The sequence below is a fragment of the Streptomyces sp. NPDC005533 genome, assembly GCF_042871845.1.
In the GTDB taxonomy this organism is placed as follows: Bacteria; Actinomycetota; Actinomycetes; order Streptomycetales; family Streptomycetaceae; genus Streptomyces.
On sequence record NZ_JBIAJH010000003.1, the window covers coordinates 246081 to 258983 of the forward strand.

At 71.1% G+C, this 12903-nt stretch carries 14 protein-coding genes; 5 read left to right on the forward strand and 9 right to left on the reverse strand.

All coding sequences use genetic code 11. The features are described 5' to 3' along the window. Positions 1-44: 44 nt before the first annotated feature. The 5 genes from folK to ACFYP3_RS04800 form a co-directional block, all read right to left on the reverse strand. A complete protein-coding gene (gene folK, locus ACFYP3_RS04780) occupies positions 45-653 on the reverse strand; it encodes a 2-amino-4-hydroxy-6-hydroxymethyldihydropteridine diphosphokinase (protein WP_388826723.1) in 609 nt (202 codons plus the stop codon). Beyond that, positions 650-1009 (reverse strand): dihydroneopterin aldolase, encoded by a 360-nt coding sequence (folB, locus tag ACFYP3_RS04785; RefSeq protein WP_030010912.1) that lies wholly within the window; start codon positions 1007-1009, stop codon positions 650-652. Before folB ends, folK begins: the two co-directional genes overlap by 4 nt. Positions 1010-1138: 129 nt before the next feature. Continuing rightward, a complete protein-coding gene (locus ACFYP3_RS04790; protein WP_388826726.1) occupies positions 1139-1582 on the reverse strand; it encodes a nuclear transport factor 2 family protein in 444 nt (147 codons plus the stop codon). A gap of 25 nt (positions 1583-1607) precedes the next feature. Next, positions 1608-2480, reverse strand: a complete 873-nt coding sequence (folP, locus tag ACFYP3_RS04795; RefSeq protein ID WP_388826729.1) for a dihydropteroate synthase — start codon at positions 2478-2480, stop codon at positions 1608-1610. 129 nt (positions 2481-2609) lie between these two features. Further along, a complete protein-coding gene (locus ACFYP3_RS04800; protein ID WP_388826732.1) occupies positions 2610-4457 on the reverse strand; it encodes a phosphatidylglycerol lysyltransferase domain-containing protein in 1848 nt (615 codons plus the stop codon). A gap of 152 nt (positions 4458-4609) precedes the next feature. Here ACFYP3_RS04800 and ACFYP3_RS04805 point away from each other — a divergent pair, with 152 nt between their 5' ends. Continuing rightward, on the forward strand, positions 4610-5719 hold the full coding sequence (locus ACFYP3_RS04805; RefSeq protein WP_388826735.1) for an alpha/beta hydrolase: 1110 nt from the start codon (positions 4610-4612) through the stop codon (positions 5717-5719). 66 nt (positions 5720-5785) lie between these two features. Here ACFYP3_RS04805 and ACFYP3_RS04810 read toward each other — a convergent pair whose 3' ends face one another. Beyond that, on the reverse strand, positions 5786-6748 hold the full coding sequence (locus ACFYP3_RS04810; RefSeq protein ID WP_388826738.1) for an ABC transporter ATP-binding protein: 963 nt from the start codon (positions 6746-6748) through the stop codon (positions 5786-5788). Between the two features lie 147 nt (positions 6749-6895). Here ACFYP3_RS04810 and ACFYP3_RS04815 point away from each other — a divergent pair, with 147 nt between their 5' ends. The 4 genes from ACFYP3_RS04815 to ACFYP3_RS04830 all read left to right on the forward strand — a co-directional run bounded on the left by ACFYP3_RS04815 (position 6896) and on the right by ACFYP3_RS04830 (position 10400). Then, complete coding sequence (locus ACFYP3_RS04815) at positions 6896-7594, forward strand: ABC transporter permease (protein ID WP_388826740.1); 699 nt, start codon at positions 6896-6898, stop codon at positions 7592-7594. 4 nt (positions 7595-7598) lie between these two features. After that, on the forward strand, positions 7599-8267 hold the full coding sequence (locus tag ACFYP3_RS04820; protein WP_388826743.1) for an ABC transporter permease: 669 nt from the start codon (positions 7599-7601) through the stop codon (positions 8265-8267). A 32-nt stretch (positions 8268-8299) separates the two neighbouring features. Continuing rightward, positions 8300-9277, forward strand: coding sequence for an ABC transporter substrate-binding protein (locus ACFYP3_RS04825; protein ID WP_388826746.1), 978 nt, complete (start codon positions 8300-8302; stop codon positions 9275-9277). Between the two features lie 109 nt (positions 9278-9386). Further along, positions 9387-10400, forward strand: a complete 1014-nt coding sequence (locus tag ACFYP3_RS04830) for a hypothetical protein (RefSeq protein WP_388826749.1) — start codon at positions 9387-9389, stop codon at positions 10398-10400. A gap of 56 nt (positions 10401-10456) precedes the next feature. Here ACFYP3_RS04830 and ACFYP3_RS04835 read toward each other — a convergent pair whose 3' ends face one another. From ACFYP3_RS04835 to ACFYP3_RS04845, 3 genes are all read right to left on the reverse strand, one after another. Further along, positions 10457-10672 carry a hypothetical protein gene (locus ACFYP3_RS04835; RefSeq protein ID WP_030720437.1) on the reverse strand — a complete coding sequence of 72 codons (216 nt, stop codon included), beginning with the start codon at positions 10670-10672 and terminating at the stop codon, positions 10457-10459. 73 nt (positions 10673-10745) lie between these two features. Continuing rightward, complete coding sequence (locus tag ACFYP3_RS04840) at positions 10746-11690, reverse strand: nucleoside hydrolase (protein WP_388826752.1); 945 nt, start codon at positions 11688-11690, stop codon at positions 10746-10748. A gap of 63 nt (positions 11691-11753) precedes the next feature. After that, positions 11754-12896: an NADH-quinone oxidoreductase subunit D gene (locus ACFYP3_RS04845; protein ID WP_388826755.1), complete on the reverse strand. Its 1143-nt coding sequence runs from the start codon at positions 12894-12896 to the stop codon at positions 11754-11756. Positions 12897-12903: the final 7 nt, after the last annotated feature.

Here is a 12903-nt window from a genome sequence, read left to right on the forward strand (position 1 = left end):
CCCGCTTTCCGCGCTGATCCGTCAGGCAGTCCACAGGGTAACGACTACTCCGGGAGGTGGAGTTCCAGGTCCGGGCGCGGCGTGACGCCGCTCAGGCCGGTTTCGGCCAGGAGCGCGGCGACGGGGCCGCGGCCCGGGATCTGGGCCTCCGGGTCGATGTCGTGCCAGGGGGCCAGCACGAAGGCGCGCTGGTGGGCGCGCGGGTGCGGCAGGGTGAGGACGGGGTCGTCGGAGACCCGGTCGGCGTACGCGACGATGTCCACGTCGATCGTGCGGGGGCCCCAGCGCTCCTCGCGGACGCGGTCGAAGGCCTCCTCGATGGCGTGGCCGCGCTCCAGGAGCGAGGACGGGGGCAGCGTGGTCTTCACGGCGACGACCGCGTTGAGGTACGAGGGCTGCGAGCCGGGCTCGACGCCCCACGGCTCGGTCTCGTAGACGGGGGAGACGGCCTTGACCCGCAGGCCCGGGGTGTCGCCGAGGGCGTCGACGGCGCCCTGGAGGGTCTCCAGCCGGTTGCCCAGGTTCGCGCCGAGCGCGATGACGGCCCATTTGGGGTTGGACAGGGTGACGTCCGCCGCGTCGACCGTCTCCACGACGGAGGCGGGTACCGGCTGGACGGTGGGGTCGCTCTGGGCGTTCAGTCCGTTGTTCATGCGCGGCTCCGGGTGATCGTGATGGTCACGTCGTCGAACGGGACGGTGATGGGCGCGTCCGGCTTGTGGACGACGACCTCCACCTGCGCCACCGCTTCGTGCTTGAGGCACTGCTGGGCGATCCGCTCGGCGAGGGTCTCGATCAGGTCCACGGGCTCTCCTTGGACCACGTCGACGACTTCCTCGGCGACCACCCCGTAGTGCACGGTCTTCGCCAGGTCGTCTCCGGCCGCCGCGGGGCGGGTGTCGAGGTGCAGCACCAGGTCGACGATGAAGGTCTGGCCTTCCTCGCGCTCCCGGGGGAAGACGCCGTGGTGCCCGCGAGCCTTGAGGCCGCGCAGCGCGACACGATCCACGCGAATCACTCCTGCTTTCGTATGCTTCCGGTCCCGGGGCTCCCCGGGGCCATGGGCCCACGCCGAGTGCGGTCGGCGTCGTCCGTCTTCGAATTTACCTGCGAAATACTCCGGGTCCCGCCGTAGGGGTCAGGAGGCGTCGTCCTCGTCGTCGTCCTCGGACTCCGTGAGGACGGGAGAACCGTGGTGGGACCAGAGGCGCCAGCCCTCGGATGTGCGTCGGAACACATTCGTGGCGACGACGAGCTGGCCGACGAGCGGGCCGAGCTCGCCGCCGTCCTCGGCGGGTCCGCCGCTGAGGATGTTCTCCGTGCAGGTGACCAGGGCGGTGTCGCCTATGACGGCCACCTTGGTGTCGGTGAGGAAGAACTGGATGTAGTCCGTGTGGGACATGATCAGGGCGTATGAGCGGAGCACCTCGCCGCGGCCGGAGAGCACGGGCCAGCCGGGGTGGACGCAGGAGATCTCGTCTTCCAGCCAGAGCGCCGACAGCGTGTCGAAGTCCCCCCGCTCCATTGCCTCGTAGAAGGCCGTGTTGACCTCTTCGACCGCTTCGATGTCGGTTCTGCTCACAGTGCTCCTTGTCGGTCGTTGAGGATCAGAGTGCCCCTTCCACGGCGCGGGCCACGCGAACCGCGTCCGCGGTCGCCCGTACCTCGTGGACCCGTACGGCCCAGGCGCCCTGGTGGGCGGCGATGGCCGAGACGGCGGCCGTCGCCGCGTCGCGCTCGCGGGCGGGCGGCGGGGCCGCGTCGTGTGCGCCGGCCAGGACCCGGCCGAGGAAACGCTTCCTCGACGCGGCGACCAGCAGCGGGAAGCCGAGTGCGCGCAGTTCCGGCAGGTGGGCGACGAGGGCCAGGTCGTGCTCGGCGTTCTTGGCGAAGCCGAGGCCGGGGTCGACGACGAGTCGCTCGGGGGCGATTCCGCCGGCCACGACGGCGTCGATGCGGGCCCGGAGTTCGGCGGTGACCTCGGCGAGCACGTCGTCGTAGACGGCGAGGCTGTTCATGTCGGCGCTGAAGCCGCGCCAGTGCATCACGACGAAGGGCACCTCGGCGGCGGCGACGGCCGGGATCATGCCGGGGTCGGCGAGGCCGCCGCTGACGTCGTTGACGAGTGCGGCGCCTGCGGCGACGGCCTGGGCGGCGACGGCCGCGCGCATGGTGTCGACGGAGACGGTGACGCCCTCGGAGGCGAGGCCGCGCACGACGGGGACGACCCGGCGCAGTTCCTCCTCCTCGTCGACGCGGGAGGCGCCGGGCCGGGTGGACTCGCCGCCGACGTCGACGAGGTCGGCGCCGTGCTTGACGAGGTCGAGGCCGCGCTTGACGGCCGCCGTGGTGTCGAACCAGCGGCCGCCGTCGGAGAAGGAGTCGGGCGTGACGTTGACGACGCCCATGACCGCGCAGCGGTCCCACTCCGGCAGACCTGTGACCCGGCCCCTGCCGGTGGCTCCGCGCTTCGTGTTCATGGGTCCAAGGGTAGGGCTGACCTGGATACGGAAGGGCCCCGGCGGTCTGGCGGCCGCCGGGGTCCGGTGGGGTGGGGGCCTGGGCCGTCTCTTCCGGATCTTGCCTCGCCAAGATCCGAAAGAGACGGCTTAGGCGGCCTGGACCTCGCGTTCCGATTGCTTCGGGACGGTCGTCATGTGGTTGTGGGTGCAGGTGCGGACGGGCTTGGGGCGGCGGCGGCTCGCGAAGAGGCGCGGGAGGGCGAGGGTCACGAAGCCTTCGGCCTGCATCGCGGCGAAGCCGATGCGGGGCAGGTCACGGGTGGTGCGGAAGACCACGAAGCGGGGCTCCCAGCGGGGGCGGAACTTCGCGTTGAACTTGTACAGCGATTCGATCTGGAACCAGCGGGACAGGAAGACCAGGAGGCTGCGCCACATGCGCAGGACGGGGCCGGCGCCGATCTTCTCGCCGCGGGCGAGGGCCGAGCGGAACATCGCGAAGTTCAGCGAGACCTTTTCGATCTTCAGGCTGGGGGCGGCCTCCAGGGAGGCGACGATCAGCAGCTCGTTCATGCCGGGGTCGGCGGCGCGGTCGCGGCGCATCAGTTCCAGCGACATGCCGTCGTTGCCCCACGGGACGAAGTGCAGGACGGCCTTGAGGTCGCCGAAGGGGCTGGTGTCGCCCTCTTCGACGCGGTGGGCGGTGGCGATGAAGCAGTCGCCGTCGCCCGGGTCGCCGACCCGGCCCAGGGCCATGGAGAAGCCGCGCTCGGTGTCGGTGCCGCGCCAGGCCTCGGCGGCGCCGCGCACCTGCTCCAGCTCGGTGTCGGTGAGTTCGCTGACCCGGCGGACCTTGGTGGTGTAGCCGTTGCGTTCGATGCGCTTCACCATCTGGCGGACATTGCGCATGGCGCGGCCCGAGAGGGAGAAGTCTTTGACATCGACAATCGCCTCGTCACCCAGTTCCAGGGCGTCCAGGCCGGTCTCGCGGGTCCAGACCTCGCCGCCGGTCTCGCTGCAGCCCATGACGGCCGGGGTCCAGGAGTGGGCCTTGGCCTCCTCCATGAACCGCTCGATGGCGCCGGGCCAGGCCTCGACGTCGCCGATGGGGTCGCCGGAGGCGAGCATGACGCCGGAGACGACGCGGTAGGTGACGGCGGCCTTGCCGCTGGGGGAGAAGACGACGGCCTTGTCGCGGCGGAGCGCGAAGTGGCCGAGGGAGTCGCGGCCGCCGTGCTTGGCGAGCAGTTCGCGCAGCTTGTCCTCGTCGTCGGCGGTGAGCCGGGCGGCGGGGTGCTCGGGGCGGAAGGCGAGGTACATGGTGGTGAGGGCGGTCAGCATGCCGAGGGCGCCGAGGGAGTAGCCGACGGTCCAGGAGACCTGGCCGGCGTAGTCGACGGGGCCCTCGAAGCCGAAGAGGCCGTAGACGACGTGCGTGATCTGCTCGTACAGGCCCGGGTTGCCGACGACCTTGTTCGGGTGGACGTTGACGATGAGCAGGCCGAGGCCGATGGAGCCGGCGCTCATGAGCACGAAGTTCGCGAGGGCCTTCCAGCGGCTGCGGGGGTCGGGCAGTGCCTTGAATTCACCCTGGTGGCGCAGCAGCAGGGCGAAGAGCACCGCGGCGATGACCACGCCGGGGATCGAGTGCCGGTACAGGAACTGCGCCGCGGCGCCGGCGGGCAGCAGGACGACCGCCGCTCGCCAGGCGCGGCGCTTGCGGCGCTTGAGGCCGTGCGCGAGGAGGAGGAGCAGGACGCCCGCGCTGATGGCGAGGGCGGCCGCGAACGGGCCGAAGACCGGCAGCACCTCCGCCACGGCGTGGATCCTGCTGTGCCGGAAGCGCGGGAAGACTCCTGCCGCGATGTCCAGAAGGCCGACGATCATGACGGCCGTACCTACCAGGCCGGGCACCGACTCCGGCTGTGGGCCTCGGAGGATTCGGCGGACCCTGCTCGGAACCTGTCCCGACTTATCGCCATCTATCCTGCTAGACATCGCTTCCCGTTGCTCCGCGAGAGATCATGTGGCCGAAGGCCGCGACAGCCTCCGGTGTGTGGTGCGTCCCTTAGGACGACATCGACGAGGAGCGGGTTCACTCTTTCGTCGTAAAAAAAAAGTCCTGCCACCAGAAAGTCGACTGACTGCTCATGGGTCTCACGAGTACTACGGTTCTGGCGTTGGCCATCCTGGCCGGTGTGCTGCTCTTCGCGGCCACGGTCTGGCTGTGGCCGAAGCTGTCGGGCCGCACCTGGCGTGCCGTCGTCGGCCGGATCGGGCTCCTGCTGGCGACGCAGCTGGCGCTGTTCTCGGCTGTGGGTCTCGCGGCTAACAAGTCGTTCCTCTTCTACGGTTCCTGGGCCGACCTGCTCGGCCAGGAGACGTCCATGGGCAAGGTCGTCGACCACTCGATGAGCAGTGACGACATCAAGGTCGTCGACAAGCAGAAGCTGGACGTCCCCGGTGGCGCCAAGCCCCAGGTCGGTGGTCAGATCCTGAAGGTTGCCATAACCGGGCAGAAGTCGAAGATAACGAGCCCCGGCTACGTCTGGCTCCCGCCGGAGTACTTCCAGCCGCAGCACAAGGACCAGAACTTCCCCGCCTCCATCGTCCTGACGGGCTATCCGGGCACCGCCGAGAACCTGATCAAAGGGCTCGACTACCCCATGAAGGCCTTCAGCCTGTCCAAGTCGGGCAAGATGAAGCCGATGATCCTGGTCATGCTGCGCCCGACCATCGCGCCGCCGCGTGACACGGAGTGCGTCGACATACCCGGTGGCCCGCAGACCGAGACCTTCTTCGGCGAGGACCTTCCGCAGGCCATCACGAACACCTTCCGGGTCGGCAAGAAGCCGCAGAACATGGGCTTCATCGGCAACTCGACGGGCGGTTACTGCGCCCTGAAGATCGCCGCGCACTACCCGCAGACGTTCGGTGCCGCGGCCGGTCTGTCGGCGTACTACGACGCCCCGGACGACCCGACGACGGGTGACCTGTTCCACGGCGACGAGAAGCTGAAGAAGCGCGCGGACGTGCTGCACAGCATCGAGCACAAGAAGCCGAGCGGTACGTCCTTCCTCGTGACGAGCAGTGAGAAGGGCGAGCCGAACCTCGGTGACACCCGGAAGTTCATCAAGAAGGTGCAGGGCCCGGACCGGGTCTCCTCGATCATCCTCGACAGCGGTGGCCACAACTTCAACACGTGGCGACGGGAGATCCCGCCGATGCTGGTGTGGATGAGCGGGCGCATCCAGGCCTGAGGCCGTGGACGCACGCACGCGCGAGGGCCCGGCTCGGGAGAGCCGGGCCCTCGCGCGTGCTGTGCGCTACGCCTCCTGCAACTGGGCCCGGCGCAGGGCCCGGTGCACGCCCTCCGGGGTCAGTACGCCGACCAGGGCGCCGGAGTCGGGGTCCGTCACCCCGATCCGGCCCGAGTCCTCCTGGAGCAGGGCCGCGAGGGCCTCGCGCAGGGTCGCGCCGAGCTCCACGGCCGTCGCCGGGGCGCTGCCCTCGACGGTCGTCAGGTCGGCCGTCTCGACTGCGGTGACCGCGAGCCGCTTCAGGCTCCGGTCGGCGCCGACGAAGGAGGCCACGTACGGGGTGGCCGGCGCGCCGAGGACCGCCGCGGGGCGGGCGAACTGCTCGATGGTGCCCGCGCCGTAGACCGCCATGCGGTCGCCGAGCCGGATGGCCTCCTCCAGGTCGTGGGTGACGAGCAGGATCGTCTTGCGGACCGTCTTCTGCAGGGTCAGGAACTCGTTCTGCAGCCGTTCGCGCACCACGGGGTCCACCGCGCCGAAGGGCTCGTCCATCAGCAGCACCGGCGGGTCGGCGGCGAGCGCGCGGGCCACGCCGACGCGCTGGCGCTGGCCGCCGGACAGCTGCTCCGGGTACCGGCCCCCGTAGACGGCCGGGTCCAGTCCCACCAGTTCGAGCAGCTCGGCCGCCCGGGCGCGGGCCTTGGCCTTCGGGGTGCCGATCAGCTGCGGCACGGTCGCCGTGTTCTCCAGCACCGTCTTGTGCGGGAACAGCCCGACCTGCTGGATGACGTACCCGATGCGGCGGCGCAGCTCGACCGGGTCGGCGGCCGCGATGTCCTCGCCGCCGAGCAGGATCCGGCCGGAGGTCGGGTCGATCAGCCGGTTGACCATCTTCATCGTGGTCGTCTTGCCGCAGCCGGACGGTCCCACGAGCGTGACCAGCTCACCTTCCGCCACCTCGAAGGACAGGTCCTCGACGGCTGTCGTCCCGTCGGGGTAGCGCTTGGTCACATGCTCGAATCGGATCACGGGTCCATCCTTCCGCACGGGCGGTGCGGTTTTGTGAAGGGCGTGTTGCTCCGGTGCGAAGGATTCCGGCCATGGAGGGCGCTGCGGGTTATGGTCGCTCGTGGATGTGATCGGGAAGCATGTGTTCGATGACGGGGGGTGGGGTGCATGGCCGGGCGGAACTGCCTGGTGGCGAACGACTGGATCTGCTGGGACTACGTCACCTCCCGCTCCCAGGAGCTCGCGGACGCCACCCTCGAACACCTCTGGATCACGGGCGTGTCCGTCCTGATCGGCATAGCCGTGTCCGTGCCGCTCGCCCTGCTGGCCCGGCGCAGCCGCCGCTGGGCGGCGCCCGTGCTGGCCCTCACCACGCTGCTCTACACGATCCCGTCGCTGGCCATGTTCTCCCTGCTGCTGCCGCTCTTCGGGCTCTCGGCGGCGCTGGTGGTCACCGGGCTCGTGCTGTATTCGCTGACGATCCTGGTGCGCAACGTGCTGGCCGGCCTGGAGGCCGTGCCCGAGGAGGTGCGGGAGGCCGCGCGCGGCATGGGGTACGGCCCGGGCCGGCTGCTGTGGCAGGTCGAACTGCCGCTGGCGCTGCCCGCGCTGCTCGCCGGCGTACGGATCGCCACGGTCTCGACGGTCGCGCTGACCACGGTCGGCTCCATCGTCGGCAAGGGGGGCCTCGGCAACCTCATCGCCCCGGCGGTGAACAGCTCGTTCAAGGCCCAGGTGCTCACGGCCTCGGTGCTGTGCGTCTTGCTCGCGCTGGTGGCCGACCTGCTGCTGCTGGGCGTCCAGCGGCTGCTCACGCCGTGGACCCGGGCCGGAGCCCGGCCGGCGGCTCCGGGGAAGGGGGCCTGAGGCCGTGGGAGTACTGGGACAGACCTGGGACTGGCTGGCGGACGGTGCCCACTGGTCGGGGGAGAGCGGGGTCTGGCACCGGCTCGGCGAGCACGCGTACGTGAGCGGGGTCGCCCTGGCGATCGCCTGCGCGCTGGCGCTGCCCGTCGGCCTGTACCTCGGCCACCTCGGCAAGGGCGGCGCCCTCGCGATCAACGTCTCCAACATCGGCCGGGCCGTTCCGGTATTCGCGGTGCTGGCGCTGTTCATGGTCTCCCCGCTGCGCAACGCCGGCTACGTGCCGACCATCGCCGCGCTGGTGCTGTTCGCCCTGCCGCCGCTGCTGACGAACGCGTACGTCGGCATGCGCGAGGTGGACCGCGCGGTGGTTGAGGCCGCCCGGGGCATGGGCATGTCCGGCGGCCAGCTCTTCCTGCACGTCGAACTGCCGCTCGCGCGCGGCCTGGTGATGACCGGGCTGCGCTCTGGAGCGGTGCAGGTCATCGCCACGGCCACGATCGCCGCCATGGTCGGCCAAGGCGGTCTCGGCCGGATCATCACGGCCGGCTTCAACACGTACAACACCCCGCAGGTCGTCGCGGGCGCCCTGCTGGTGGCCGTTCTCGCCCTGCTGGTCGAGGGCGTGCTGGTGGCGGCGGACCGACTGCTGCCGCGGGCTGCGGGCCACCGCTGATTCCTGTCCATCGCTCGAAACGGAGTTGCTCCATGACCAAGACCACGCGCGTCCTCGGCGCGTCCCTGGGCGCCCTTGCGCTGACGGTGTCGCTGGCCGCGTGCGGCGGCGACAGCCTGGAGAAGAGCAAGGACGGCGGTTCGTCCGCCCCGGCCTCGGACGGCAAGGGCAGTCTGGTGATCGGCGCCGCCGGGTTCACCGAGTCGAACGTGCTGGCGGAGCTGTACGCGCAGGTCCTCAAGGACGCGGGCTACGGCACCTCCGTCAAGACGGTCAACAACCGCGAGCTGTACGAGCCCTCGCTGGAGAAGGGCGAGATCGACGTCGTCCCGGAGTACGCGGCCACGCTCGCGGAGTTCCTCAACGCCAAGGTGAACGGTCCGAAGGCGCCCGAGGAGAAGCCGGTGGCGTCGAGCGACCTCGCGGCGACGGTGGCGGCCCTGGAGAAGCTCGCGGCCCCGCTCGGGCTGAAGGCGCTGCCCGCGGGCGGGGCCGTCGACCAGAACGCATTCGCGGTGACCAAGGAATTCGCCCAGAAGAACAACCTGAAGACGCTTTCGGATCTTGGCAGGTCCGGGCTGAAGGTGAAGATCGCGGCGGGCGACGAATGCTCCGTACGGCCCTTCTGCGCACCGGGGTTGACGAAGACATACGGAATTCAGGTTTCCGGTATTGACCCGAAGGGCGTCGGCACCCCGCAGGCCAAGCAGGCCGTCAAGGACGGCGCCGACCAGCTCGTGCTGACCACGACCACGGACGCCACCCTCGACGGCTTCGGCCTGGTCCTGCTGGAGGACGACAAGAAGCTCCAGAACGCCGACAACGTGCTCCCGGTGGTCAACGCCAAGGACGCCGGCGCCCCCGAGGTCGCGGCCGCCCTCGACCGGCTCACCAAGGTCCTCACGACGGCCGATCTGGTCGACCTGAACCGGAAGGTGGACGCGGAGCGCGCCAAGCCGGCGGACGTCGCGAAGGCCTACCTGGAGTCCAAGGGCCTTCTCAAGAAGTAGAAGTCACGCCGGTTGACGGAGGAATGCGGCGTACCTGCCCGGGAAGAGCGGCAAAGAGATTGCCGGGCGGGTATCCCGCTGGACCCCCACGCCCTGTAAATTTCGGGCCATGCCCCGTGGACGCCACCGCAATCCCGAACCCCTGCACCGGCTGCTCACGCCGACGACCATCGCAGGTGTGTCCGTCATCAGCGCCGGAGCGGCCTGGCTGCTCGCGGGCCCCGACGACGGCACCGCGCTGAGGCTGCTCGTGGCCCTCACCGCGGCCGCCGGGATCGGCGGCGCCGTCGTGATGCGCGCCTGGGACCGTTCGGCGGGCCGCCGCGTCGCGGAGCTCGCCCGCGAGCGGGTCAAGGACGAGTGGCGGACGGACGAGCGCATAGCCGAGCTCGAATCCGATCTCGAAGAGGCCCGCGTGCTGCGCAACCGGCTCGACGCCAAGCTGCGCGCCAAGCGGGTCGAACTGGCCGGGCTGCGGGGCGAGCACGCGGCGCTGCTGCGGCGCTACGCGACGGCCGAGACCGAGCGCGCCAGCGCCCTGGAGGGCCGCCGGCTGCTGGCCATCGAGGCCGCAGCGGCTCCGGCCGCCGCGCAGAAGGAACTTCCGGCCGTCACCGAGGAGCGCACCTCGGCGGGCGCGCCCACCTCGGTCGGCTACGCCCGGGCCCACGCGGCCCTGGGGGCGCTGGCCCGCAGGAAGCAGACGCAGGCGGCCCTGCCCCCGGCGCCCGCCGCGGCGTCCCCGGCCCCCGCGTCCCCGGTTCCCGCCTCGTCCGTTCCCGCCTCGTCGGTCCCCGCCCGGCGGCCGGCCGCGGCGGTGGCCCCGTACGCGGCCCAGCGGCGTACGACCTCACGCGTCGAGGGCGGCTTCGACTTCTTCGGCACCAAGAACGCGGCGCAGGCCCGCGCGGTGATCGAGGCGGTCCAGAACGAGGACCTGGCCGACGTGGTCGGCGCCGAGGCCCTCGCCGTCCACAAGGCGGAGTCCGGCGAGGCCGCGCCGGGACCGGAGTTCAAGCCGGCGACCGCCGAGACCCGTGCGGTGGGCCAGGTCATCGACCTCACGGCCCACGACGAGACCGAGCCGATCGACGTGGTCCGGCTGCGCACCGCGATCTCGTAGCGCCCGCCGTCGTCCGGCTCCCGTCGCCCCGCTGCTGGTCGGCTCGGGTCGGGGTCTCAGAACAGCGGGAGCTGTCCCGGGTGTTCGGGCAGCACGAAGCCGTCCAGCGTCGGCGCGGAGGCGCCGAGCACCACCCGGGCCCGGGATCCGGGGCAGGACACCAGGTCGCCGCGTCCGCGCCCGGCCGGGGGGTCGTGGCGGGCGATCCGGCCGGCGGTGACGGCGCAGTCGCGGCCGCAGGAGGGGCAGGCCCGACGGGGAGAGTGGGACATGGACCCCAGTCTGCCCTGCCCCGCCGACATCGGCCCCGCCGGCCGGCGAGCCGGGCCGCGTGGGCCGCGGAGCTCACGGGCGGGTCCTGCCGAGGGCCGCGACGGCATCGACCATCTGGTCCCAGAAGCGCCGGGTGTCGAGGGACACGGCGACCTTCGCGTTGACCGGGCGGTCCAGGTACCGGTGGAGGTCCACGACGGTGGCCCCGCGCGTGTACCGGCCGTGCAGTTCCACGGTGACGTTCGCCTCCACGCACTCGACGACGGCCGGGTCGATCACGCGGGCCACGGCGACGGGGTCGTGCAGCGGGGGGTGGGGCATGTTCCACAGCCGGTTGTACGTCGACGCGAAGTAGGCCAGCAATCCGGCGCAGATGTCGCCGAGTTCGGTGCCGAGGGCTTCGAAGCGGGCCAGGACCTCGGGCGTGGCCAGGGCCTGGTGGGTGACGTTGAGCCCGCACATGGTCACCGGGACCCCGCTGCGGAAGACGATGTCCGCGGCCTCCGGGTCGGTGTGGATGTTGAACTCCGACGCCGGGGTGCGGTTGCCCCGCCCGGTGGAGCCTCCCATCAGCACGATCTCGCGGATGCGGGCGGCGCTGTCGGGGTAGCGGGTCAGCAGCAGGGCGATGTTGGTCAGCGGGGCGGTGGGGACCAGCGTGACCGGCTCCGGGTGGTCCAGGAGGATCCGGTGGAGGAGTTCCACCGCGTGCTCGGGGACCAGGTCGACCGTGGGTTCGGGGAACCGCGGGCCGTCCAGCCCGGACGCGCCGTGCACGTCGTCCGCGACGGCCAGCGGCTGGAGCAGCGGCCGGTCGCACCCGGCGGCGATGGGCACGCCCGTGATCCCGGCGACGGTGCACACCCGGCGGGCGTTGAGGGAGGTCTTCTCCAGCGTCTGGTTGCCGGCGACGGTGGTGATCGCCAGCAGGTCGACCGCCGGGTTCGCCGCCGCCAGCATGATCGCCAGCGCGTCGTCGTGCCCGGGGTCGCAGTCGATGATGATCGGGACGGGCACGGGCGACCTCCTCGTCGGACGGGACCCGTCCAGTCTGCCGCCGCAGAGCCGCTCGGGCGGGCCTTATTTGTCGATGTCTCCGACCACGAAGAACAGCGAGCCCAGGATCGCCACCATGTCCGCGACGAGCTGCCCCGGCAGCAGGACGGCCAGGGCCTGGATGTTGTTGTACGAGGCGCTGCGCAGCTTCAGCCGGTACGGGGTCTTCTCGCCCTTCGAGACGAGGTAGTAGCCGTTGATGCCGAGGGGGTTCTCGGTCCAGGCGTACGTGTGGCCCTCGGGCGCCTTCAGGACCTTGGGCAGCCGCTGGTTGACCGGCCCCGGCGCCAGCTCCGCCATCCGGTCCAGGCAGGCCACGGCCAGCTCGAGCGCGTTGTGGGTCTGGTCCAGCAGGCACTCGAAGCGGGCCAGGCAGTCGCCCTCGGTGCGGGTGACGACCTTGAGGACGTCCTGGAGCTCGCCGTAGGCCAGGTACGGCTCGTCGCGGCGCAGGTCGAAGTCGACGCCGGAGGCGCGGGCGATCGGGCCGGAGACCCCGTACGCGTGCACCGCCTCGGCGGACAGGACGCCGACGCCGCGGGTGCGGGCGCGGAAGATCTCGTTGCCGTGGACCAGCTTGTCGTAGACGTCCATGCGGGTGCGGACGTCGGCGATCGCGGCGCGGGCCCGGCCGAGCCAGCCGGCCGGGAGGTCCTCCTTGAGGCCGCCGACGCGGTTGAACATGTAGTGCATGCGGCCGCCGGAGATCTCCTCCATGACGGCCTGGAGCTCCTCGCGCTCGCGGAACGCGTGGAAGATCGGGGTGATCCCACCCAGTTCGAGGGGGTACGAGCCGAGGAACATCAGGTGGTTCAGCACCCGGTTCAGCTCGGCGAGCAGGGTCCGCATCCACACGGCCCGCTCGGGGACCTCCATGCCGAGCATCCGCTCGACGGCCATGACCACACCGAGCTCGTTGGAGAACGCGGACAGCCAGTCGTGGCGGTTCGCGAGCATCACGATCTGCCGGTAGTCGCGGGCCTCGAAGAGTTTCTCGGCGCCGCGGTGCATGTAGCCGACCACCGGCTCGGCGCTGACGATCCGCTCGCCGTCCAGGACGAGGCGCAGGCGCAGCACGCCGTGCGTGGAAGGGTGCTGGGGGCCGATGTTGAGCACCATGTCGGTGCTCTCCGCCGCTCCGCCGATGCCGACCGTGGTCTCCGTCATGCGGGCA